At 64.3% G+C, this 22904-nt stretch carries 20 protein-coding genes; 13 read left to right on the forward strand and 7 right to left on the reverse strand.

Features of this window, described 5'->3' with window-relative positions; genetic code table 11:
- Positions 1-24: 24 nt before the first annotated feature.
- Positions 25-513: an NUDIX hydrolase gene (locus tag E2K99_RS03820; protein WP_134221389.1), complete on the reverse strand. Its 489-nt coding sequence runs from the start codon at positions 511-513 to the stop codon at positions 25-27.
- Positions 514-680: 167 nt separating this feature from the next.
- On the opposite strand from E2K99_RS03820, the gene E2K99_RS03825 reads away from it, so the two are divergent.
- The 4 genes from E2K99_RS03825 to E2K99_RS03840 all read left to right on the forward strand — a co-directional run bounded on the left by E2K99_RS03825 (position 681) and on the right by E2K99_RS03840 (position 4055).
- On the forward strand, positions 681-1796 hold the full coding sequence (locus E2K99_RS03825; protein ID WP_134221390.1) for a Re/Si-specific NAD(P)(+) transhydrogenase subunit alpha: 1116 nt from the start codon (positions 681-683) through the stop codon (positions 1794-1796).
- Between the two features lie 85 nt (positions 1797-1881).
- On the forward strand, positions 1882-2244 hold the full coding sequence (gene panD / locus E2K99_RS03830; protein WP_008325650.1) for an aspartate 1-decarboxylase: 363 nt from the start codon (positions 1882-1884) through the stop codon (positions 2242-2244).
- A gap of 60 nt (positions 2245-2304) precedes the next feature.
- On the forward strand, positions 2305-2619 hold the full coding sequence (locus E2K99_RS03835) for an NAD(P) transhydrogenase subunit alpha part 2 (protein ID WP_134221391.1): 315 nt from the start codon (positions 2305-2307) through the stop codon (positions 2617-2619).
- Positions 2616-4055 (forward strand): NAD(P)(+) transhydrogenase (Re/Si-specific) subunit beta, encoded by a 1440-nt coding sequence (locus E2K99_RS03840; protein ID WP_134221392.1) that lies wholly within the window; start codon positions 2616-2618, stop codon positions 4053-4055. Before E2K99_RS03835 ends, E2K99_RS03840 begins: the two co-directional genes overlap by 4 nt.
- 84 nt (positions 4056-4139) lie before the next feature.
- Here the strand turns inward: E2K99_RS03840 and upp are convergent, their stop codons facing one another.
- The 5 genes from upp to E2K99_RS03865 all read right to left on the reverse strand — a co-directional run bounded on the left by upp (position 4140) and on the right by E2K99_RS03865 (position 9256).
- Positions 4140-4787, reverse strand: a complete 648-nt coding sequence (gene upp, locus E2K99_RS03845; protein WP_006461705.1) for a uracil phosphoribosyltransferase — start codon at positions 4785-4787, stop codon at positions 4140-4142.
- Between the two features lie 111 nt (positions 4788-4898).
- The gene (locus E2K99_RS03850; protein ID WP_134221393.1) at positions 4899-6047 is read right to left on the reverse strand and encodes an FAD-dependent monooxygenase; all 1149 of its coding nucleotides are present in this window, start codon (positions 6045-6047) and stop codon (positions 4899-4901) included.
- Between the two features lie 107 nt (positions 6048-6154).
- Positions 6155-7501 (reverse strand): Xaa-Pro aminopeptidase, encoded by a 1347-nt coding sequence (gene pepP, locus E2K99_RS03855; protein ID WP_134221394.1) that lies wholly within the window; start codon positions 7499-7501, stop codon positions 6155-6157.
- Entirely contained in the window at positions 7498-8214 is a 717-nt protein-coding gene (gene murU / locus E2K99_RS03860) for an N-acetylmuramate alpha-1-phosphate uridylyltransferase MurU (protein WP_134221395.1), read from the reverse strand. Before murU ends, pepP begins: the two co-directional genes overlap by 4 nt.
- Before the next feature lie 10 nt (positions 8215-8224).
- On the reverse strand, positions 8225-9256 hold the full coding sequence (locus E2K99_RS03865) for an aminoglycoside phosphotransferase family protein (RefSeq protein ID WP_088754622.1): 1032 nt from the start codon (positions 9254-9256) through the stop codon (positions 8225-8227).
- A 97-nt stretch (positions 9257-9353) separates the two neighbouring features.
- Here E2K99_RS03865 and E2K99_RS03870 point away from each other — a divergent pair, with 97 nt between their 5' ends.
- The 9 genes from E2K99_RS03870 (at position 9354) to E2K99_RS03910 (ending at position 21833) form a co-directional block, all read left to right on the forward strand.
- Positions 9354-11636 carry an LPS-assembly protein LptD gene (locus E2K99_RS03870; RefSeq protein WP_134221396.1) on the forward strand — a complete coding sequence of 761 codons (2283 nt, stop codon included), beginning with the start codon at positions 9354-9356 and terminating at the stop codon, positions 11634-11636.
- Positions 11637-11661: 25 nt separating this feature from the next.
- Positions 11662-13161 carry a peptidylprolyl isomerase gene (locus E2K99_RS03875; protein WP_134221397.1) on the forward strand — a complete coding sequence of 500 codons (1500 nt, stop codon included), beginning with the start codon at positions 11662-11664 and terminating at the stop codon, positions 13159-13161.
- A 123-nt stretch (positions 13162-13284) separates the two neighbouring features.
- Positions 13285-14307, forward strand: coding sequence for a 4-hydroxythreonine-4-phosphate dehydrogenase PdxA (pdxA, locus tag E2K99_RS03880; RefSeq protein WP_134221398.1), 1023 nt, complete (start codon positions 13285-13287; stop codon positions 14305-14307).
- A 26-nt stretch (positions 14308-14333) separates the two neighbouring features.
- A complete protein-coding gene (rsmA, locus tag E2K99_RS03885; protein WP_034335595.1) occupies positions 14334-15116 on the forward strand; it encodes a 16S rRNA (adenine(1518)-N(6)/adenine(1519)-N(6))-dimethyltransferase RsmA in 783 nt (260 codons plus the stop codon).
- Between the two features lie 163 nt (positions 15117-15279).
- Entirely contained in the window at positions 15280-15657 is a 378-nt protein-coding gene (locus E2K99_RS03890) for a hypothetical protein (RefSeq protein ID WP_034335597.1), read from the forward strand.
- 264 nt (positions 15658-15921) lie between these two features.
- A complete protein-coding gene (locus E2K99_RS03895) occupies positions 15922-17517 on the forward strand; it encodes an EAL domain-containing protein (protein ID WP_134221399.1) in 1596 nt (531 codons plus the stop codon).
- Positions 17518-17624: 107 nt separating this feature from the next.
- Positions 17625-18029, forward strand: a complete 405-nt coding sequence (gloA, locus tag E2K99_RS03900) for a lactoylglutathione lyase (protein ID WP_039790136.1) — start codon at positions 17625-17627, stop codon at positions 18027-18029.
- Positions 18030-18221: 192 nt separating this feature from the next.
- Complete coding sequence (locus E2K99_RS03905; protein ID WP_134221400.1) at positions 18222-19505, forward strand: chloride channel protein; 1284 nt, start codon at positions 18222-18224, stop codon at positions 19503-19505.
- 204 nt (positions 19506-19709) lie between these two features.
- Positions 19710-21833, forward strand: coding sequence for a TonB-dependent receptor (locus E2K99_RS03910; protein ID WP_134221401.1), 2124 nt, complete (start codon positions 19710-19712; stop codon positions 21831-21833).
- Between the two features lie 29 nt (positions 21834-21862).
- Here E2K99_RS03910 and E2K99_RS03915 read toward each other — a convergent pair whose 3' ends face one another.
- A complete protein-coding gene (locus E2K99_RS03915; RefSeq protein WP_134221402.1) occupies positions 21863-22855 on the reverse strand; it encodes a M48 family metallopeptidase in 993 nt (330 codons plus the stop codon).
- Between the last annotated feature and the right edge of the window lie 49 nt (positions 22856-22904).

Genomic DNA, 22904 nt, shown 5'->3' on the forward strand with positions numbered 1-22904 from the left:
GGTCCGCCAAGTGATGCGCCCGCGTCAGCCGGGCAGGGCGCCAATGGCGCTGGGATCGGTATGGACCAGTTCCAGCGGTGCGCGCTGGCCGGCCAGGTAGTCATCCACGCAACGCAACACCAAGGGGCTGCGATGCCGTTCGGCGCAGGCAACCAGTTCGTCGCGTGTCATCCAGACGGCGCGCACGATGCCCTCGTCCAGCGGACGGTCCAGCGCCTCGCCGACCGTTCCCGCAAAGGCGAAGCGCAGGTAGGTGACCGACAGGCCGCCGCGCGAGGACGACACGTTGCGTGAAAGATAAGTCCCCACCAGCGCCGTCGGTGTGAAGACATGTGCCGACTCTTCCAGCGCCTCGCGGACCGCCGCCTCGATCAGGGATTCGCCCGGTTCCAGGTGGCCGGCCGGCTGGTTGATGCGCAGCCCGCCGGCGCCGTGTTCTTCCACCATGAGGAAGCGGCCGTCGCGCTCGATGATGGCAGCTACGGTGACAGAGGGTTTCCAGACTTCAGACATTGATGACCTCGTGAATCCGCCATTTTACCTTGTCGAAGCCCATTCTTCAGCGCCAGGGCCGCCGTGGCGCGGGATCGCGCAGTTTTCTTGCAGGCTGGACAATTTCTCGCCCGGCAAGGCCAGTCGTGTAAGATTGGGCCAAGAATCCACAAAAAAAGGAGTCAGGAATGAGGATAGCGATCCCCGCCGAAAGCCGGGACGGAGAAACCCGTGTCGCCGCCACCCCCGAAACCGTCAAGAAACTGGTTGCGGCCCGGCACGAAGTGATGGTGGAGTCCGGCGCCGGGGTCAAATCCAGCATTCCCGATGAGGCCTATGTGGCCGTCGGTGCCAGCATCGGTAGCGCCGAAGCGGTCTATACCGCCGAGATCCTGCTCAAGGTGCGCGCCCCCAATGAAGCCGAACGCTCCCGCATCCAGCCGGGTACCGTGGTCATCGGCATGTTGAATCCCTTCGATGCCGACAACATCGCCGCCATGGCCGCCGCCGGCCTCACCGCCTTTGGCCTGGAAGCCGCGCCCCGCACCACCCGTGCGCAATCGCTGGACGTGCTGTCCTCGCAGGCCAACATTGCCGGCTACAAGGCCGTGCTGATGGCCGCCAATACCTATCAACGCTTCATGCCCATGCTGATGACCGCCGCCGGTACCGTCAAGGCCGCGCGCATGCTCATCATGGGGGCCGGCGTGGCCGGCCTGCAGGCCATCGCTACGGCCAAGCGGCTGGGGGCGGTGATTGAAGCCTCCGACGTGCGTCCGGCGGTCAAGGAGCAGATCGAATCGCTGGGGGCCAAATTCCTGGACGTGCCCTTCCTGACCGAGGAAGAAAAGGAAATCGCCCAGGGCGTGGGCGGCTATGCCCGCCCCATGCCGCCGGACTGGATGAAGCGCCAGGCCGAGCTGGTCCACGAACGGGCCAAACAGGCCGACATCATCATCACCACCGCCCTCATCCCCGGCCGCAAGGCCCCGGTGCTGATCAGCGAGGAGACCGTCAAGGCCATGAAGCCCGGTTCGGTGATCCTGGACATGGCGGTCGACCAGGGCGGCAACTGTCCCTTGTCGGAGCCCGGCAAGACCGTCATCAAGCACGGCGTGCACATCATCGGCGAAGGCAACCTGGCGGCCCTGGTGGCGGCCGATGCCTCGGCCCTGTATGCGCGCAACGTGCTCGACTTCCTCAAACTGATCATCGATGCCGAAGGCAAGCTGGTCATCAACAAGGAAGACGATATCGTCGCGGCCACGCTGCTCTGCCAGGGTGGCGAGATCCTGCGCAAATGAATCTGCCGGCCCGGGTCGGCAGAAAACCCGGGCGTTTTCAGTCCCCCTCACGCCCATCACTTTTGAAACAAGAAGGAAGAAGTACATGCAACGCATCATGCTGCGCGCGAAGATCCATCGCGCCTCGGTCACCCAGTGCGACCTGAACTATGAAGGTTCCTGCGGGATCGACGAAGACCTGCTGGAAGCCGCTGACATCCGCGAGTTCGAGAAGATCGAACTCTACAACGTCAACAACGGTGAACGTTTCTCCACCTATGCCATTCGCGGCAAGCGCGGCAGCGGCGAGATCTCGTTGAACGGCGCGGCGGCCCGCCTGGCGCACCTGGGCGACCTGCTCATCATCTGTACCTATGCCCCGATGAGCGATGAAGAAGTCGCCAGCTACAAGCCCAAGGTGGTCTTCGTGGACGACAAGAACCGCATCACCAGCCTCAAGGCGATCTGACCCTCGACAAGAACCATGCGGCCCGTTTCACCAGCGGGCTGCCTCACAAGGAGGAACACCATGGAAGTCAGCCACACCATCATCAACCTGATCATCTTCGTGCTGGCCATCTACGTTGGCTACCACGTGGTCTGGACGGTGACCCCGGCCTTGCACACGCCCCTGATGGCGGTGACCAATGCCATCTCGGCCATCATCATCATCGGCGCCATGCTGGCCGCGGGCCTTACCGAAGGTACGGTCGGGCGCATTGCCGGCACGCTGGCCGTGGCGCTGGCGGCGGTGAACGTGTTCGGCGGCTTCATGGTGACCCAGCGCATGCTGGAAATGTTCAAGAAGAAAGAGCCCAAGGCCAACTCGGGAGAACGAGCATGAGCATGAACCTGGTGACCCTGCTGTACCTGATCGCATCGATCTGCTTCATCCAGGCCCTGAAGGGTCTCTCGCACCCGGCCACGGCGCGCCGTGGCAACAGCTTCGGCATCGCCGGCATGGTCATCGCCGTGCTGACCACGCTGGCGCTGATCGTCAAGATCAAAGGGGAAGGAGTCAATCCTTCCGGTGACATCGGCTACCTGCTGGTGGCCGGCGGCGTGATCGTCGGTGGCGGCATCGGCGCTTATCTGGCGCGCAGCGTCGAGATGACCAAGATGCCCGAACTGGTGGCGGCGATGCACTCGCTCATTGGTCTGGCGGCGGTCTGTATCGCGGTGGCGGCGGTGGCCGAGCCGTGGGCGCTGGGCATTTCGGCGCACGGGCAACTGATCCCGGTGGGCAACCGGGTCGAACTGTTCATCGGTACTTTTGTGGGGGCCATCACCTTCTCGGGTTCCGTGATCGCCTTCGGCAAGCTCTCGGGCAAGTACAAGTTCCGCCTGTTCCAGGGGGCGCCGGTCAACTTCGCCGGCCAGCATTTCCTGAACCTGCTGCTGGCGGTGGCCATGATCGGCTTCGGCATCATCTTCGTGCTGACGCAAAACTGGCTGCCCTTCATCATCATGGCCGCCATCGCCTTTGCGCTGGGCGTGCTCATCATCATCCCCATCGGCGGGGCGGACATGCCGGTGGTGGTCTCGATGCTCAACAGCTATTCCGGCTGGGCGGCGGCGGGCATCGGTTTTTCGCTGAACAACTCCATGCTCATCATCGCCGGTTCGCTGGTCGGTTCCTCCGGCGCGATTCTGTCCTACATCATGTGCAAGGCGATGAACCGCTCCTTCTTCAACGTGATCCTGGGCGGCTTTGGCGGTGAAGCGGCGGCCGCCGGTGGTGGGGCGCAGCAGCAGCGCAACGTCAAGTCGGGATCGGCCGACGATGCGGCGTTCCTGATGGGAAATGCAGAAACCGTCATTATCGTGCCGGGTTACGGGCTTGCCGTCGCACGCGCGCAGCATGCACTGAAGGAATTGACCGAAAAGCTGACCCACAATGGCGTGACCGTGAAATACGCGATCCACCCGGTGGCCGGCCGCATGCCGGGCCACATGAACGTGCTGCTGGCCGAGGCCGAAGTGCCCTATGACCAGGTCTTCGAGATGGAAGACATCAACAGCGAATTCGCCCAGGCCGATGTGGTGCTGGTGCTGGGGGCCAATGACGTGGTCAACCCGGCGGCCAAGGATCCCAAGTCGCCCATTGCGGGCATGCCGATCCTGGAAGCCTACAAGGCCAAGACCGTGATCGTGAACAAGCGCTCCATGGCGGCCGGTTATGCAGGCCTGGACAATGAGCTCTTCTACATGGACAAGACCATGATGGTCTTTGGTGACGCCAAGAAGGTCATCGAAGACATGGTCAAGGCGGTGGACTGATCTTCCCCAGCCTCAATGAAAAACGGGTTGCGCAGTGATGCGCAACCCGTTTTGTCTTGGAACCGTGAAGTCCGAAGGTGCTGCTTACTTGGTCCCGAAAATGCGGTCCCCCGCATCGCCCAGCCCAGGCACGATGTAGGCATCTTCATCCAGGTGGGAATCCAGGGAAGCGACGTACAGCTTCACATCCGGATGGGCATCAGCGAACACCTGCACGCCTTCCGGTGCCGCGACCAGGGCCACGAAGACGATATGCGAAGCCGGCACGCCGCGCTTCTTCAGGGCATCCACCGCATAGACGGCCGAGTTGCCGGTGGCAACCATGGGGTCGCACAGGATCATGATGCGGTCCTGCAGGTCCGGCAGGCGCACCAGGTATTCCACTGGCAGGTGATTCTCGTCGCGATAGACGCCGATATGGCCCACGCGCGCCGAGGGGATCAGTTCCAGCAGGCCATCGCTCATGCCCACGCCCGCACGCAGCACCGGCACCACGGCCAGCTTCTTGCCGGCGATTACCGGCGCTTCATAGGTCACCAGCGGGGTTTCGATGGTCTCGGTGGTCAGCGGCAGGTCGCGCGTGATTTCGTAACCCATCAGCAGCGTGATCTCGCGCAGCAGGTCGCGGAAGGTGCGGGTGGAGGTGCGCTTGTCGCGCATGTGCGACAGCTTGTGCTGGATCAGCGGATGGTCGAGGATGAAGAGGTTCTTGAAGCGCGGGTCTTGTTTCATGGCAAATGCGTATCTGCTGGGTGGAGCGGCGGGTGCCGCAAGTCAGCATTGTCGCATTTCCTGACCGCCTGCGCGACGCCGGGACGTCGCGCAACTGCAGCATTGTTCACCTCATCGGCGACCGAACATCATCTGTTCGGCCAGCAAGCCGCGTGCTGCCGGCAGCAGGTCGATCGCGCCCAGCGACAGGCCCAGTGCCGCCTGCAGGGGCGAACCTTGGGGCGAGCCGGCAAAGATGCGCGCCATCAGGTCGGTCAGGCGAATGGTCAGGCCGCGATCCTGCCCGCGCTGGCGCTCGAAGGCCTGCAAGGCTTCGGGAGAGACCTCGCGCGCCAGCACATCGGCCAGCACGCGGGCGTCGCGCAAGCCCAGGTTGAGGCCCTGGCCGGCGACCGGATGCAGGGTTTGTGCCGCATTGCCGATGGCCACCACGCGCCGGCTCTGGCCGGGGCGGGCGTTCAAGCCCAGCGGGAAGGCGTGGCGTACGCTGATGCGGGTGAATCGGCCCACCCGCTCGCCGAAGGTGCGCTGCAGGGACGCGAGGAAGGCGGCATCGTCCAGCGCCAGCAATGCTTCGCCGGTGGCAGGACGTACGCACCACACCAGCGCATAGCCATCATCCTGCGGCAGCAGGGCCAGCGGGCCTTCATCGGTGAAGCGTTCAAAGGCGCGATGGGCGATCACGCCATCGGCTTGCACGTGCGCGATGATGCCCAGTTGCTGGTAGTCGCGCTGCAGGCTTTTTTGCTGCTGTTCTCCGAAGACGCCACCCTCGGCCTGGATCACCAGTTGCGCTCGCAGTACGCGTCCATCCTTGAGGGTGATGGCGACGTGGTCGTCTTCTTCCGTGATCTCCTGTGCTTCGGCGGGGCGCATCTGGGTCAGTCCCAGCGGTGCGATGGCCGAGGCAAGGGCGCGGTTGACCTCGCCATAGCGCGCCACGTAGCCCAGCGCGGGCAAGTGGTAATCCTTGCGGTCCAGCAGGGTGCGGCCGAAGTGGCCACGGCGCGAGACGTGGATCTGTTCGATGGCGGTGGCGCTGCGGCCGATGTCGTCCCAGGCAGCCAGTTCATCGAGGATCTGGCGGCTGCCGTAGGAAAGGGCAATGGTGCGCGGGTCAGCGGCGGCTTGTTCAGGTGACTTCATGTCCACCAGCGCGATGCGTGCGGCGGACAACTGGCGGCGCGCCAAGAGGCCGGCCACGCTCTGGCCGACCGGGCCACCGCCGCAGATGATGAGGTCGAAATCGACGGATTCCATGATGCCGGGAAATGCCTTCTGCAGAAGATTCAGGAAGGCCTCATTGTAGCGGAGCCGCGCCGGCCGGGCTTGATCCGGCGCATGCGCGGCCCTGGGGAGACGGGTGCTTAAGCCTGTCGCATCAGCGCTTCAATGTCATTGACCTTGGTGGGCACGCCCGTGGTCAGCAATTCGCAGCCGGAGGGCGTCACGTGCGCATCATCCTCGATGCGGATGCCGATGTTCCAGAACTGCTCCGGCACGCCCTCGCCGGGACGCACGTAGATGCCCGGTTCGATGGTCAGTACCATGCCCGGCTGCAGCGTGCGCCAGGGCTTGCTGCCATCGGCGGTGGCGGGATCGCGATAGTCGCCCACGTCATGCACATCCATGCCCAGCCAGTGGCCGGTGCGATGCATGTAGAACTGGCGATAGTCGCCTTTTTCGATCACGTCTTCCAGCGCGCCGACCTTGGATTTGTCCAGCAGGCCCGTGTCGAGCATGCCCTGCGCCAGCACGCGCACGGCGGCGTCATGGCCATCCATGAAACGCTTGCCCGGTGCGGTCTCGGCGATCGCGGCGGCTTGTGCGGCCAGTACGATCTCATAGAGCGCCTTCTGCGGCCCGCTGAACTTGCCATTGGCCGGGAAGGTGCGGGTGATGTCGGCGGCGTAGCTGTCCAGTTCGCAGCCGGCGTCGATCAGGACCAGGTCGCCGTCCTTGATTTCGGCGTCGCCCGCGCGATAGTGCAGCACGCAGCTGTTGGCGCCGGTGGCGACGATGGAGCCATAGGCCGGATACTGCGAACCGTTGCGGCGGAATTCGTGCAGCAGTTCGGCTTCCAGGTGATATTCGCGCAGGCCGGGACGGCAGATGCGCATGGCGCGGCAATGCGCCTCGGCGGAAATGATGCCGGCGCGCTTCATCACGTCGATCTCGTAGGCATCCTTGAAGAGGCGCATGTCATCCAGCAGCACGCTCACATCGACCACCGCGCCGGGCGCGGACACGCCGCTGCGCGCCAGCGCGCGCACGCCCTGCAGCCAGCGCTGCAACTGGGCATCGCGCTGGTCGTCCTGGCCGAGCGCGTAGTAGACGGCGCGGGCGTCGGAGAGCAGGGCGGGCATGTTCTTGTCCAGCTCCTCGATCGGATGGGCTGCATCGAGCGCGAAGAGCTGCTGCGCGGCCTGCGGGCCGTGGCGGTAGCCGTCCCAGATTTCGCGTTCCAGGTTCTTGTCGCGGCAGAACAGGATGCTGCGGTTTTCCTTGCCGGCCACCAGTACGAGTACCGCTTCGGGCTCGGTGAAGCCGGTCAGGTAGTAGAAGTAGCTGTCGTGGCGATACGGATAATCGGCATCGCGATTGCGCATCACCTCGGGTGCGGTCGGGATGATGGCCACGCCGCCCCCGGCTTGTTGCAGGCTGGCCAGCAGGCGCGCGCGGCGGGCGGCGAAGGGGGTGGCGTCGAAGCTCATGGTCGGGTTCCTTGCGGTGGCAGGTTCAGTGCTTCCAGTTGATCGATGGTACCGACGTTGTGCCAGTCGCCGCGATACACATCGCCGCCGATGCGGCCCTGGTCGGCGTACTGGCGCAGCAGCGGTCCCAGTTTGGCGTGGCTGCCGGGCGCGATGCCGTCGAACATTTCCGGGCGATACACGCCGATGTTGGCAAAAGTCAGCTTCGGCTGGCCCTCGTTGGCGATGGCGAAGTTGTTCAATGCGAAATCCCCCTCGGGATGGAAGGGCGGATTCTTGACCAGGTACAGCCAGGCCAGGTCACGCTTGTCTTGCGGCAGCGGATTGCCCCACGGGTCCTCGTCTTCCAGCACGGTCAGCAGTTCGCTGTAGTCGAAGTGCGGGCACCAGATGTCGCCGGAGACCGCTATGAAAGCTTCTTCACCCAGCAGGTGGCGGGCCTGGGCGATACCGCCTGCCGTTTCCAGCGCGGTCTTTTCGGGTGAATAAAAGAGCTTTGCGCCATAACGGCTGCCGTCACCGAGGGTGTCTTCGATCATCTGGCCCAGGTGGGCGTGATTGATGACGATCTCGGTGATGCCGGCGCGTACCAGCGAGAGGATCTGCCAGACGATCAGCGGGCGGCCGCGTACTTTCAGGAGCGGCTTGGGGCAGGTATCGGTCAGCGGACGCATGCGCTCGCCGCGGCCGGCTGCGAAGATCATGGCTTTCATGCAGGGCGCCTCAGAAGGTGTAGCCGAACTTGGGCGCGTGTTCCTGTTCGAGCTTCTCGATCAGGCGCACCAGCGGCGTGAAGGCCACGTAGCGGCGCGCGGTCTTGAGGGTGTATTCCATGACCAGCGGGATGTCCTTCAGGTAGCCGTCTTTGCCGTCGCGATGCCACAGGCGCGCGAAGATCCCCAGCACCTTCAGGTGGCGCTGCAGGCCCATCCATTCGAAGTCGCGGTAGAAGGTATCGATGTCCGGCGTGACCGGCAGGCCGGCGCGGCGCGCCTTTTCCCAGTAGCGGATGGCCCAGTCCAGCACCATTTCCTCATCCCACTGGATGTAGGCGTCGCGCAGCAGCGAGACCAGGTCGTAGGTGATGGGACCGTAGACCGCATCCTGGAAGTCCAGGATGCCCGGGTTGCCCTTGGGCAGCACCATCAGGTTGCGCGAATGATAGTCGCGGTGCACGTAGACCTGGGGCTGCGCCAGGTTGTTGGCCAGGATGGCGTCGAAGGTCTTGTCCAGCACCGCGTTCTGCTCGTCGGTGAGGGTGACGCCGAGGTGCTTGCCGATATACCACTCGCGGAACAGTTCCAGCTCGCGCAGCAGCAGCGGGCGGTCGTATTCGGGCAGGGCCTCGGGCTTGCTTTGCGCTTGTAAAAGTACCAGGGCCTCGATCGCATCCATGTATAGTGCGTGCGCGCTGTCGGCCGAGAGCTGCGACAAGTAGGTCGTGGAACCCAGGTCCGAGAGCAGCAGGAAGCCGCGCTCGGTATCCTGCGCCAGTACCTTCGGCACGGTCACCCCGGTCTCGCCGAAGAGGCCGGCGACCTTCACGAAGGGACGGACGTCTTCCTGCGGCGGCGGGGCATCCATCACGATGGCACTGCCGCCGTCGGGTGTGTCCACCCGGAAATAACGGCGGAAGCTGGCGTCGGCCGAGGCCGGGCGCAGGGTGGAGGACAGCACCGGGGTATCGGCCAGGGTGGCCAGCCAGGCTTGCAATTCGGACAGGCGGAGATCGGGGGTGGAACCAGGTGAAGACATGAACTATCTGAGGAAATCGTTTGACGAGGTTGAGTTCCCATATAATAAGGGATTAAACCCAAAAAATCCGCCTGCACGGTATCTAGCCTCTCTTTTCATGATCCGGTTTTCCAAGTCTTTCACTGAACGTACTGTCAACTGGCGGCTGGCGCGTCTGTTCTCTTCGGCAATGGTAGTGGCTTCGGCCTCGGCCCTGCTGCCGCTGTCGGTGCACGCCCAGATGAGCATGCCCACCGCTGCGCCTGCCACGCCGCCCGCACAGGACCAGGACGCCCCGGTCAATGTCAGCGCCGAGCAGATGACCGGCCGTCCCGACCGCCAGGTCAACCTGGACCGCGACGTGGAGCTGGTCAAGGCAGCGACCACTATCAAGTCTGACAAGGCCGAATACCGCATCATCCAGGATGAAGTCGAGGCCACCGGCCACGTCTGGATGCAGCGCCTGCAGGACCAGTACACCGGCGACTACGCCGAGATGAACATGGGCACCGGCGCCGGCTACGTGACCAATCCGACTTACCTGATCGGCAAGAACGGCGGGCGCGGCAAGGCCGAGCGCATCGACTTCCTGTCGGACGACCAGGCCAAGGTGACGCAGGGGACCTACAGTACCTGCGAAGCACCTGATCCTGACTGGTATCTGCGCGCCAACACCATGGACCTCGACAGCGGTCGCGATATTGGCACCATGCATGGCGGGCTGCTGTATTTCAAGGATGTACCGATTCTGGGGTCGCCCTGGATGACGTTCCCGCTGTCGGGGGAGCGCAAGTCGGGCGTGCTGCCGCCCACCATCGGCATGACCAGTACCGGTGGTGCCGAGATCTCGGTGCCGTACTACTTCAACCTGGCACCCAACTATGACCTGACGCTGGTGCCGAAGTACATCGCGCGCCGCGGGCTGCAGATGGGGGCGGAAACGCGCTATCTGGGTGATAGCTACAGTGGTACTACCAACGTGGAAGGGATCCAGGACCAGGTCACCGGAACCGGCCGTTATTCGCTGTCCTCGATCCACAACCAGACCCTGGCACCCGGCCTGCAACTGGCCTGGAACCTGAACAAGGCGTCCGACAACGACTATCCGTCGGACTTCTCGCATTCGATCACGGGCAGCACGCAGCGCTTGCTTCCGCGTAATGTCAGCCTCAGTTACAGCAGCACGTACTGGAGCGTGACCGGTCTGGTATCAAAATATCAGTTGCTGCAGGACGTCAATGCGCCCATCGCGAAGCCCTATGATCGCGTACCGCAGATTACATTCGTGGGCAACCGCTATGACATCGGTGGATTCGACTTCAGTACCACCGCCGACTTCACCCGCTTCTCCAGCGGCGACCTGATCGGCGGCGACCGCGCCTACGTCACGCAAACGGTGTCATATCCCTTCATCCGCCCGGGCTATTTCATCACGCCCAAGGTGATTTTGGATGCGACCAGCTACAACCTGAACAACGTCTCGGCCGGTCAACCGACCAATTTGACGCGTACGGTGCCGACCGTATCGCTGGATTCCGGCCTGATCTTCGAGCGCGAATCCGATCTCTTGGGCCGCAGCATGACCCAAACGCTGGAACCGCGCCTGTTCTACGTTCGTACCCCTTACCGCGACCAGTCGCAGTATCCGGTGTTCGATTCCGGCTTGGCCGACTTCAACTTCGCCCAGATCTTCACCGAGAACCGCTTCGTCGGCCACGACCGCATCAGCGACGCCAACCAGCTGACCGCGGCCGTCACCTCGCGCCTGATCGAGGAAAACGGACTGGAGCGCCTGCGCGCGGCCATCGGCCAACGCTACTACTTTGCCGATCCCAAGGTCGGCATCAGCGGCACCACCACCACCACGCTGGGCAGCAAATCCGATCTGTTGCTGGCCCTGGGGGGGCAGATCACCCGCGAGTTCTCCACCGACAACACCGTGCAGTACAGCGAGACCCTGCGCCAGATGGTGCGTTCCACCTTCGGCATCCGCTGGCAGCCGGCCCCCAAGCGCGTGCTGAACCTGCAATACCGCCTGGATCGCACCTACATCAACCCCTACACCGGCGTGCTCGATCCGCTCAAGCAGGTCGACGTGTCGGGCCAGTGGCCGATTACCCAGCGCATCTACGCCGTCGGCCGCGTGAACTATTCGATTCCGGACCGTACGGTGGCCGAAGGCCTGGCCGGCTTCGAGTACAAGGCCGACTGCTGGGTCTTCCGGGTGGTGGCGCAACGCATTCCGACCTCGTCCACCAAGGCATCGACGGGCTTCTTCATTCAGCTCGAACTCAATGGCCTGTCCAAGATCGGGTCCAACCCGCTGGATGCCATCAAGAGCAGCGTGCCCGGTTACCAGAACGTGAACCTGCCGGATACCATGCCCGGCAACAACTTCTAACCTTTTTCGAACCAACGATTAGTCCATGCGTAATATGCGTACACCACTCCTCGCAACAACCAAAACAGTGACCGCGCTGCTGTGCATGCTGGGCGTGATCAGCAATGCGCATGCGCAGTTCGCGACGACCATCATCCCGGTAACCCCGCCGGAGACCACCGGCAGCGCGCCGTCGGCACCGGCCAAGGGCTCGCCCAAGGCCGCCGTCAAGCCAGCCGCCATCAAGCCGGCCGCCCCTGCGGCGGCACCCGCTGCCCCGGCACCGGCGGCAGCCAGCGCGCGCAATGAGCCGCGCCCGGTGGATTCCATCCTGGTGGTGGTCAACAATGAAGTCATCACCCGCCAGGAAGTCGCCGAGCGCCTGGCCAGCGTCGAGAAGCGCATGGCCGCACAGAACGTGCAGCTGCCGCCGCGCCAGCAACTGGTGCGCCAGCTGGTCGAGCGCATGATCGTCGAACGTGCCCAGGCGCAAATGGCCAAGGAAAGCGGCATCGTGGTCGACGATGCCATGCTGGACCGCGCCATGCAGCGCATCGCCGAGCAGAACAAGCTGTCCATGCCGGAATTCCGCAGCCGCCTGGAAGCCGAGGGCATGAACTACGCCAGCTTCCGCGAAGAGATTCGCCGCGAAATCCTGAGCCAGCGCCTGCGCGAGCGTGAAGTGGACAACAAGGTGGTGGTCACCGAGTCCGAAATCGACAACTACCTCGCCGCCGAAGCCAATGCCGGCGGCCAGCGTCAGGAACTGGACATCGCCCAGATCCTGATCCGCGTGCCGGAAAACGCCAGCCCCGAACAGCTGGCCGCCCGCCGTGAACGTGCCGAAGACGTGCTGCGCCAGTTGAAGACCGGTGCCGATTTCGCCAAGACCGCCGCCGCTTATTCCGATTCGTCGGATGCCCTGTCCGGTGGCGACCTTGGCTGGCGTCCGGCGGACCGCCTGCCGCAACTGTTCCTGGATGGCGTGGCCAAGCTGCAGGATGGCCAGGTCAGCGGCCTGCTCAAGAGCGGCAACGGCTTCCACATCCTCAAGCTGGTCGGCCGCCGCGCCGCCGGTGGCACCCAGGCAGCCGCCCCCGCCGTGCAACAGACCCACGTGCGCCACATCCTGATCAAGGTCAACCAGGTCGTCACCGCGGCCGAAGCCAAGCGCAAGCTGACCGAACTGAAGGAGCGCCTGGACCACGGTTCGGCTACCTTCGAGGAACTGGCCAAGCTGTACTCCAATGACCTGTCCGCCTCCAAGGGCGGCGACCTCGGCTGGATCTATCCGGGCGATACCGTGCCCGAGTTCGAGCGCGCCATGGATCAGTTGAAGCCGGGCGAAGTCAGCCAGCCCATCGAAACCCCGTTCGGCTATCACCTGATCCAGGTGGTCGAGCGCAAGACCGACGATGCCTCCAAGGAACGCACCCGCCAGGCCGCGCGCCAAGCCATCCGCGAGCGCAAGATCGAGGAAGCCACCGAGGATTGGATGCGCCAGATCCGTGACCGCGCCTACGTCGAGTATCGCAACGACGATTGATCGCCGCACCGGCAGGGGCAGCCAGCGGGCTGTCCCCATGCGTGCAAGAGAGGCCGGCCTTGTCGCCGGCCCTTGCCTTTTTGAAGCCCGTTTTTTCCCATACAGGCCATGAGTGACACCGCCATGAACCGACCCATCCTCGCGCTGACCTGCGGCGAACCGGCAGGCATCGGTCCGGAAATTTCCCTGCGGGCCGCCTGGGAGCTGCGCCACGAAGCGCGCTGCATCCTGCTGGGCGACGCCGCCTTGCTGGCGCAGACGGCCTATGAGATCGATCCGCGGATGCGGGTTGCGGCGCTCTCCATCCAGGCCTGGCGCAATAGCGGCCTGCCCAATTTTCCGGTCGATTGCCTCACCGTCATCGATTGCCCGGTGGCCGAACCGGTGCGTGCCGGCGTGCTGGACGCACGCAATGGCCGTGCCGTGCTGCAGACACTGGACCTGGCAGTGCAGGGCGCGCTGTCCGGCGCCTTCGCCGCCATCGTCACCGCGCCGCTGCAGAAGAGCACCATCAACGATGCCGGCGTGGCGTTCACCGGCCACACCGAATACCTGGCTGAAGTCACCAACACGCCGCAAGTCGTGATGATGCTGGCCGGCGGGGACGCGCCGCACCTGCGCGTAGCGCTGGCGACCACGCACCTGGCCTTGAAGGACGTACCGGCCGCGATCACCGGCGAGAGCCTGGCGCGCACGCTCGACATTCTGCAAGCCGACTTGCGCGAGAAGTTCGGCATCGCCCATCCGCGCATCCTGGTTACGGGCCTGAACCCGCATGCCGGCGAGAACGGCTATCTGGGCCGTGAAGAACTCGAGGTCATCACCCCCGCGCTGGAAGCGGCCCGTGCACGCGGCATCGATGCCCGGGGACCGTATCCCGCCGACACGCTGTTCCAGCCCAAGTACCTGGAAGAGGCCGATTGCGTCCTGGCCATGTATCACGACCAGGGTCTGCCGGTCCTGAAATTCGCCAGCTTCGGCCACGGCATCAACATCACCCTCGGCCTGCCCCTGATCCGCACCTCGGTCGACCATGGCACCGCCCTGGACCTGGCCGCAGCCGGCCTCGGCCACGCCGACCATGGCAGCCTGTGCGTAGCCATCCGTGCCGCTGCCGACATGGCGCGCCGCCGGGCCGCCGCCTGATATTGCAAGAACCCACTGGAACCACCATGAAACACATCCCGCGCAAACGCTTCGGCCAGAACTTCCTCACCGATGACGTGGTGCTGCACGACATCATCCGCTCCATCGCGCCCGCCGCCGACGATGCCATGGTCGAGATCGGCCCGGGCCTGGCGGCCATGACTGCGCTGCTGCTGGAAGAGTTGCGCCACCTGCACGTGGTGGAACTGGACCGCGACCTGGTCGAGCGCCTCAAGAAACGGTTCAGCGCCGAGCGCCTGACCGTGCATTCAGCGGACGCCCTCAAGTTCGACTTCGCCAGCATCCCGGTGCCGGAAGGCCGCAAGCTGCGCGTGGTCGGCAACCTGCCCTACAACATCTCCAGCCCCTTGCTGTTCCACCTGGCCGAGATCGCCCCGCAGGTGCAGGACCAGCATTTCATGCTGCAGAAGGAAGTGGTCGAACGCATGGTCGCCGAACCGGGCGGCAAGGCCTATGGCCGCCTGTCGGTGATGCTGCAGTGGCGCTATCACATGGAGCTGCTGTTCGTGGTGCCGCCGACCGCCTTCGATCCGCCGCCGCAGGTGGATTCGGCCATCGTACGCATGATCCCGCTGGCGCAGCCCATGGCCTGCGAGCAGGCCTTGCTGGAGCAGGTCGTCACCAAGGCCTTCTCCCAGCGCCGCAAGGTGATCCGCAACTGCGTGGCGGGCCTCTTCACGGAAGACGAATTGCGCCAGGCCGGCGTCGATCCGCAGGCGCGTCCGGAAGCGGTGCCGGTGGAACAGTTCGTGGCCCTGGCCAACCTGCTGGCCGCGCGCCAGGCCTGAGGCCCGTACAGGGCGTGCAATGCGGCTGTTGCACTTTATTACAGCCGCGGCGCCACCCGTAAGAACTGTAACGAAGTTTCATATTCCGTAGTTTCAAGCTGAACCTGTCTTATATTGGAATCGTGCCGCGACAGATCGCGGACTTCTTTGACAGGAGCCAATCATGGCCAGCAAAAAAATCGCATCGGTATTGATCGCCACCACGCTTCTGGCTTCGGCCGCCGTCGTCAGCACGCCTGCGATGGCGCATGACCGGGGCGGCAACGGCGTGGCGATTGCTGCCGGTATCATCGGTGCCGTCGCCATCGGATCACTGATCGCCAACTCGCAGCCGGCACCGGTCTATCAGGCCCCGCCGCAACAGGTTTACTATGAGGCCCCGCAGCCGGTGTATTACCAGCCGCCGCAGCAGGTAGTCTACGAGCAGCCGCGCTACTACGCCCCGCCGCCGCCGCGTCCGGTGCGTTACGTGGAACGGACCGAGGTACGTACCTATCGTTACGACGACCGTCCGGATTACTACTCCTACTATGGCCGCTGATCCCGGCCGATGAGCAGGGCGGCGGACCACGTTCCCCCGCACAGGACATCCAGGCGCAAGCCATCTTGAGGAAAACGGGCAACCTTGTCGGGTTGCCCGTTTTTTGTCGTGGGGCGCAGAAAAGCGGTGGTGGGCAAGCAAAGCGTCAGTAAAACGCTACATAATGACGAGCCGATTGGCATTTTGTCAGCATAATGAGGCTGATCGTTTCGTCAGAATGACGAAACAGCGCGCATTGCCAACCAGCAAGGAGACGCTCCCACGATGATGGCCCCCATCGCCGCCGATGACATCCGGACCGCCCTCGACGCCGGCCACCTGTGGCCGGCGCTGCAGCCGCTGGTGCATCTGCGCAGCGGCCGCATTGCCGGTTTCGAGATGCTGGCGCGCTGGACCTGTCCGCAGCGCGGTGTGGTCTCCCCCATCGATTTCATCGACATCGCCGAACGTGGCGGCGTACTGGATGTCCTGCTGCTCAAGTTGCTCGACACGGTGGCCGCCAGCCTGCGCCACTGGCCCCCGGAGCTGCGCCTGGCGATCAACCTGTCGCCCTGCCAGTTCCTCGACGGCAGCCTGCTGGACCGTCTGGCTGCCGTGATGCATCAGCATGGCCTGCCCATGTCGCGCCTGCAGCTGGAGATCACCGAGACCGTGCTGGTGCAGGACCACGAGCGCACCTTGCAGACCATCCTGGCCGCACGCCAGGCCGGGGCCAGCCTGTCGCTGGATGATTTCGGCACCGGCTATTCCAGCCTGACGCGCCTGCAGTCCTATCCCTTCGACGAGATCAAGATCGACGCCAGTTTCGTACGCACCATGGACCAGAACCCGGACAGCTTCCGCATCGTGCTGGCGGTCGCGGGCCTGGGCCAGAGTCTCAAGATGCACGTGGTCGCCGAAGGCATCGAGACTGAACACCACGCCCATCTCCTCAAGCGCATGGGCTGCGAATTCGGGCAAGGCTTCCATCTCGGCCGTCCTGCTCCGCTGGCCGATGCGGCACGGCTGATCGGCGAGCGCGGCGTCTGGTCGCGCCACAGTGCCGGGATCGATACCTCGCCCTTCCAGCGCTGGCACCAGCTCGATTCGCTCTATCGCAGCGCGCCGGTTGGTCTGTGCTTCCTCGACCCCTTGCTGCGCGTGGTCAGCGCCAATGCCATGATGATCGACCTGCTCGGTGGCTATGCCGGCACCGAGCTGGAGGGCAGCCCGGTCATCGACCTGTTGAACCGCAGCGAACATCGCCCGCTGCTGCAGATGGTGGCCGAGGTGGTCGACGGCGCGTCTCCTGCCGCCACGGAATTCTTCAATTCGCGTACCGGACGTACCTCATTGCTGGCCTTCCAGGTGGTGCGCAGCGACCTGGGTGAATTGTTGGGCATCTCCGGCTCGGCGGTGGACATTACGGCGCGCGTATCCGCCGAGCGCACCGTGCGCGACAGTGAAGAACATTTCCATCGGGCCATCGACCTCAGTCCCAACATCCCCTGGGCCGCCGATGCGCAAGGCGTGATCGACTACATTGGCCCGACCTTCGAATGGCAGCCCGAGCTGACCACCGCCCAGCGCCACCAGCAGTGGCTGGCGCGCATGCCCGAGGAAGACCGCCTGCGGGTGCGTCAGGAATGGCTGGCCAACCTGCCCACGGGGCGCCCCTTCCGCACCGAATTCCGCGTGCTCTGGCCGGACGGCCAATGGCGCTGGATGCGCAGCCGTGCCTCACCCCACAGCGACAGCGAGGGCCGCATCGTGCGCTGGTACGGACTGATCGTCGACATCAGCACGGAGCGCCGATTGCAGTACCGGATCAGTGCGCTGGAAGAGCAGATCCACCGTCTGCGCGGGACCGATCAGGACTGAGTCCGCCCGCGATGTTCTGCGCCTGCGCGGAGGGCCTTCGGCGAGCGTCCGGCAAATCGGGGATAATGTCGGCTTGCTTCACGTTAGCCATGAAAAGGAGTCGCCAAGTGAGAATGTTGCATACGATGCTGCGCGTGGGAAATCTGGACCGTTCCATCGATTTCTATACCCAGGTGCTGGGCATGAAACTGCTGCGCAGGAATGACTACCCCGACGGCAAGTTCACGCTGGCCTTCGTCGGTTACGGCGAAGAACGCGATCACACCGTGCTCGAACTGACCCACAACTGGGATACCGAATCGTATGACCTGGGCACCGGCTACGGCCACATTGCCATCGAGGTCGACGATGCCTACGCCGCCTGTGAGGCGGTCAAGGCCAAGGGCGGCGCGGTCACCCGCGAAGCCGGTCCGATGAAGCACGGCAAGACCGTGATTGCCTTCGTCACCGATCCGGATGGCTACAAGATCGAGTTCATCCAGAAGAAGGAACAGTACAGCGCCGCCGATTGAGGCAAGTCGCTGTCAGCCTGCCAGCCCGCTCACGCGGGCTTTTTTCATGGTGCGGCCATGCGGCGGGATTTTCGCAGCACAGGCCGTGTCCATGAGGATGCATCGCTGCATCCACGCATGTCTGCATCTTGCATCTCTGCATCTCTGCATCTCTGCATCTCTGCATCAACAGAACAACAACAGGAACGCCAATTGAGCCTCTACCAACTTTCCAAAAGTCATCTGCGCCGGCTATGGGTCGAATACGGCATCCTCTGGAGCGGTGCCATCATCGTCGGCCTGGTCGCGGTGCTGTATGCACAGGCCATCGAACTCGGCTTCGGTGTCTTCCGCAGTATCGAACACCGGTCGCCCTGGCTGCCGCTGCTGCTCACGCCCGCTGTCTGTGCCGCCTGCGTGTGGCTCACGCGCCGCTACTTCCCCGGCTCGGAAGGCAGCGGCATCCCGCAGGCCATTGCCACCCTGCATGGGGATACCGCTGAACGCGGCAGCGTGCTGCTGTCCATCCGCGTGCTGGCCGGCAAGATCGCGCTGTCGGTGGTGGCCATCGCCGGCGGCATGACCATTGGCCGCGAAGGACCGACGGTGCAAATCGGTGCGGCCATCATGTACAACCTGCGCCGCCTGTATCCGACCGGATACGAGCACATGGAACGCCGCCTGATCCTGGCCGGTGCCGCCGCCGGCCTGGCGGCGGCCTTCAATACGCCGCTGGCCGGCATCGTCTTCGCCATCGAGGAACTCTCGCGCAGCTTCGAACAGCGCGCCAGCGGCGTGGTCATCACCACCATCATCTTCGCCGGCCTGGTGGCGCTGTCGATCAATGGCAACTACACCTATTTCGGCTCCATCGCCTTCCCTGGCGAAACCAGCGGCCGCCTGATCCTTGCCGTGATCGTGACCGCGGTACTGATGGGCGTGGCCGGCGGACTCTTCTGCTGGCTCATCCTCAATCCCACCCGCTGGATTCCTGCCCCCGTCGTGACGCTGCGCGCCGAACGTCCGGTGGCGTTCGCGGCGCTGTGCGGTTTCATCGTCGCGGTCATCGGTGTGGCCGCCGGCGGGGCCACCTTCGGCAGCGGCTACGAACAGGCGCATGGTCTGCTCAATGACGGGCAGGGGCTGTCGGTGTTCTATCCCTTCCTCAAGTTCGCCTCCATGATCGGCTCCTACCTGCCGGGCCTGCCGGGCGGCATCTTCGCGCCTTCGCTGTCCATCGGTGCCGGCTTCGGCAACCTGCTGCACCTGCTCTTCGGCGGCACCTCGCTGCCGATGCTGGTGGCGCTGGCCATGGTGGGCTACCTCGCGGCCGTCACGCAATCGCCGATCACCGCCTTCGTGATCGTGATGGAAATGGTCGACGGGCATGCGCTGGTGATCTCGCTGATGGCCACCGCGCTGATTGCCTCGGCGGTCTCCAAGGTATTCGCACCACCGCTGTATGAAACGCTGGCCGAACGTTATCTCAAGCACTGACGCTACACATCGTCGAAAGGCTGCGTCAATTTGACGCAGCCGCCGACACCCGCTCCCCGGGCAGCTGCGCGCCGCCTTCGTCATTCTGTCGTGCCGCGCGCGACAATATGTCGCACTCCCTCGTCGTTTTGCTTGGCCATAATCGCCCGCTGTACTTGCCTTCACAGACAGGCAGACCGATAACGACAACCCCTGGGGATTTCCATGCAACTCACTCCTTGTGCCTGCGCCATCGCGCTGGCGTTCAGCGCTTGCGGCCATGCCCTGGCCCAGACCACTTCTGATCCGGCCGATGCGCCCTTGCCGACCGTCACCGTGCGCGGTGACAAGCCTGCCGCAACGGCCCCGCTCAACGCCGACAGCGCTGCGCTGCTGGCCGATCAACCCGGTTACGCCAGCGCGGCAGCAGGCGGCGTTTCGGCACTGCCGGTCCTCAATGGCTTCGCTGCCGACCGTCTCAAGATACGCCTCGATGGCATGGAGGTCACCGCCGCCTGTGGCAACCAGATGAACGCACCCATGTCCTACATGCCGCCCGCGCAGGTCGGGATCACGCGCGTGATGGCCGGCATCACGCCGGTCAGCGTCGGTGGCGACAGCATCGGCGGCACCATCGAACTGGCGTCGCCGGCACCGCAGTTCGCGGCACAACCGGGCGAGCTGCTGACCAAGGGTGGCTTCTCGGTGGCCGCACGCAGCGTCAATTCGGAAGTATCGGCGTCAGTGGAAGGGACGGTGGCCAGCGACAGTCTCTCGGTCCATTACGTGGCCAGCCAGTCGCGGGGCGAGAGCTACGTCAACGGCCGTGGCGACAAGGTGCTGGGCAGCCAGTTCGAGAGCAACAACCACGCGGTGACAGTGGCTGCACGCGGTGACGGGCAGCAACTGGTGTTCAAGGCCGGGCAGCAATACATCCCCTACCAGGGCTTCCCGAACCAGTACATGGACATGACCGGCAACCGCTCCACCTTTGCCAATCTGGGCTATGAGCGCCGCTTCGACTGGGGCAAGCTGCTGGGCCGCGTGTACTGGCAGCGCACCGAGCATGAGATGGGATTCTTCAGCGCCGAACGCACCGGCACCATGCCCATGCAGACGCAGGGCCGTGATCTCGGCTACACGCTGCGCGCCGAGTTCGACCTCGCACCCGAGGGCCGCAGCGTACTGCGCGTGGGCAACGAGTACCACAGCTTCCATCTGGATGACGACTGGCCGGCCGTACCGGGCTCGATGATGATGGGCCCCCGGACCTATGTGAACATCAACGACGGCAAGCGCGATCGTTACGCCCTCTTCGCCGAGTGGGAAGGCAAGTTGAATGAACGCTGGAGCACGATCGTGGGGGTGCGCGACGAGCTGGTCAAGACCGATGCCGGCAACGTGCAATCCTATGGCACCAACATGATGAACATGGCTGACCTGACGGCGGCCAATGCCTTCAATGCCCGCGGCCACGCGAAGACCGACAACAACATTGACCTCACTGCACTGGCGCGCTTCACGCCCGACGCCGGGCAGACCTGGGAGGTGGGCTATGCCCGCAAGACCCGTTCGCCCAATCTCTACGAGCGCTACACCTGGGGCCGCGGCACCATGGCCATGACCATGACCAACTGGTTCGGCGATGGCAACGGCTATGTCGGCAACATCGATCTCAAGCCGGAAGTGGCGCATACCCTCTCGGCCACCGCTGACTGGCATCCGGCCGACAAGGACGGCAACGAACCGCGCTGGTTCTTCAAGCTGACACCGTATTTCAGCTACGTCGAGAACTACATCGATGCCGACGTCATCGGCCGCTTCAATCCCTACAGCGTCAGCACTGCCTCGGGTGCGCTGCTGCAATTCGCCAATCACGATGCCCGTCTGTATGGCATCAACGCCTCGTGGAAGTGGCCGCTGCTGCGCACTGCCGGACTCGGGGACATCGCCTTCACCGGCAAGGCCGGCCTCACGCGCGGCAAGCGTGTCGATGGCGGCAACCTGTATCACATGATGCCCTTCAACGTGCTGGCCGCGCTGGAGCAGCAGCAAGGCGCGTGGACCAACCGCGCTGAAGTGAATTACGTCGCACGCAAGACGCTGGTGGACAGCAATCGCCTGGAGCCGGTCACCGCCAGCTATACCGTCTTCAACCTGCGCAGCAGCTATCAGTTCAACCAGGCCATCAGCGTCAGCGCAGGCATCAGCAATCTGTTCAATCGCAACTATGCGGATGCGCTGGGCGGGGTCTACCTGTCGGGATTGGCCAAGACCAAGAGCGGCAGCCTGCAAGCCTTGCCGGGCTATGGGCGCTCGCTGGACGTGGGTGTGAACGTGCGCTTCTGAGCGAGAGAGGGAGGGCCGGACCCGGGCGGTCAGAAGATCGGCATGGTCTCGGCTGCGCTGTCGCGCAAGGCCTTCTTGGCCGATTCGAATTCGGGGAAGATCGATTGCACCGTGGCCCAGAAGCGCGGGCTGTGGTTCATCTCGCGCAGGTGCGCCAGTTCATGCGCGATGACGTAATCGATCAGTGGCAGCGCGAAATGCATCAGCCGCCAGTTCAGGCGGATGCGCGCATCCGACGTGCAGGAGCCCCATTGCGTGGTGGCCGAGGACAGTGCGTAGGAGCGATATTGCACGCCCAGCTTCTCGGCATAAATCATGAGCCGCTTGCCGAACAGTTCTTCGGCGCGCGCCTGTAGCCAGCCCTGCACGCGATCCTTCAATTGCTGCTCGCCAGCGTCGGCCGGCAGGCTGATGTTGAGTTCGCGCGTGACTTCGTCAAGAAACACCGCCTGGCGCTGGCCGGTGCGGATGCGCAGCGTGATGTCGGCACCCAGATAGGGCAGGGTGGCGCCATCGCGCCATTGCATCTGCGGTTGCAGGCGACGCGCCGAACGCTCGCGGCGCTCGTTGAGCTTGCTCAGGATCCAGCGCTGCTTCTCGCGGATGGCGTTGTCGATCTCGGCCAGCGTGACCCACTTGGGCGCGGTCACGCGCAGGCCTTCATCACTGACCAGGAAACCGATGGTGCGGCGCTTGGAACGCAGCAGTGCGAAATCGATGGTGTGCTCGCCCAGCTGGATGCGGCGCTTGCCATCGGCCGGACGGGCCGTGGTCGGCGGGGCCAGCAGCGGGCTGGGAGGTGAGGGTGATGCGGGTGATTCGGGAATCAGGGGCGGCGGCAGCGGAGCCGCATGGACGACCGGATGCGGTGTCACGATGAGCGGCGGCTGCACCGTCGGCGAGGGCAGCGCCGGACCCGGATCGACGGGCGCCGCTGTCGGCGCAGCGGCGGGCGCGCCAAACAAATCCAGTTGCAGCGAGAGCTGGTCGGGATTGGGTTTGGGTTTGCGGAGCAGTATCAAGGCAGTCGCGGCGTCCTGTGTTGCTGTTGGCTAAGGAGTTGGCCGCGCG

It is taken from the genome of Herbaspirillum huttiense (assembly GCF_004367745.1).
Classification (GTDB): Bacteria; Pseudomonadota; Gammaproteobacteria; order Burkholderiales; family Burkholderiaceae_D; genus Herbaspirillum; species Herbaspirillum huttiense.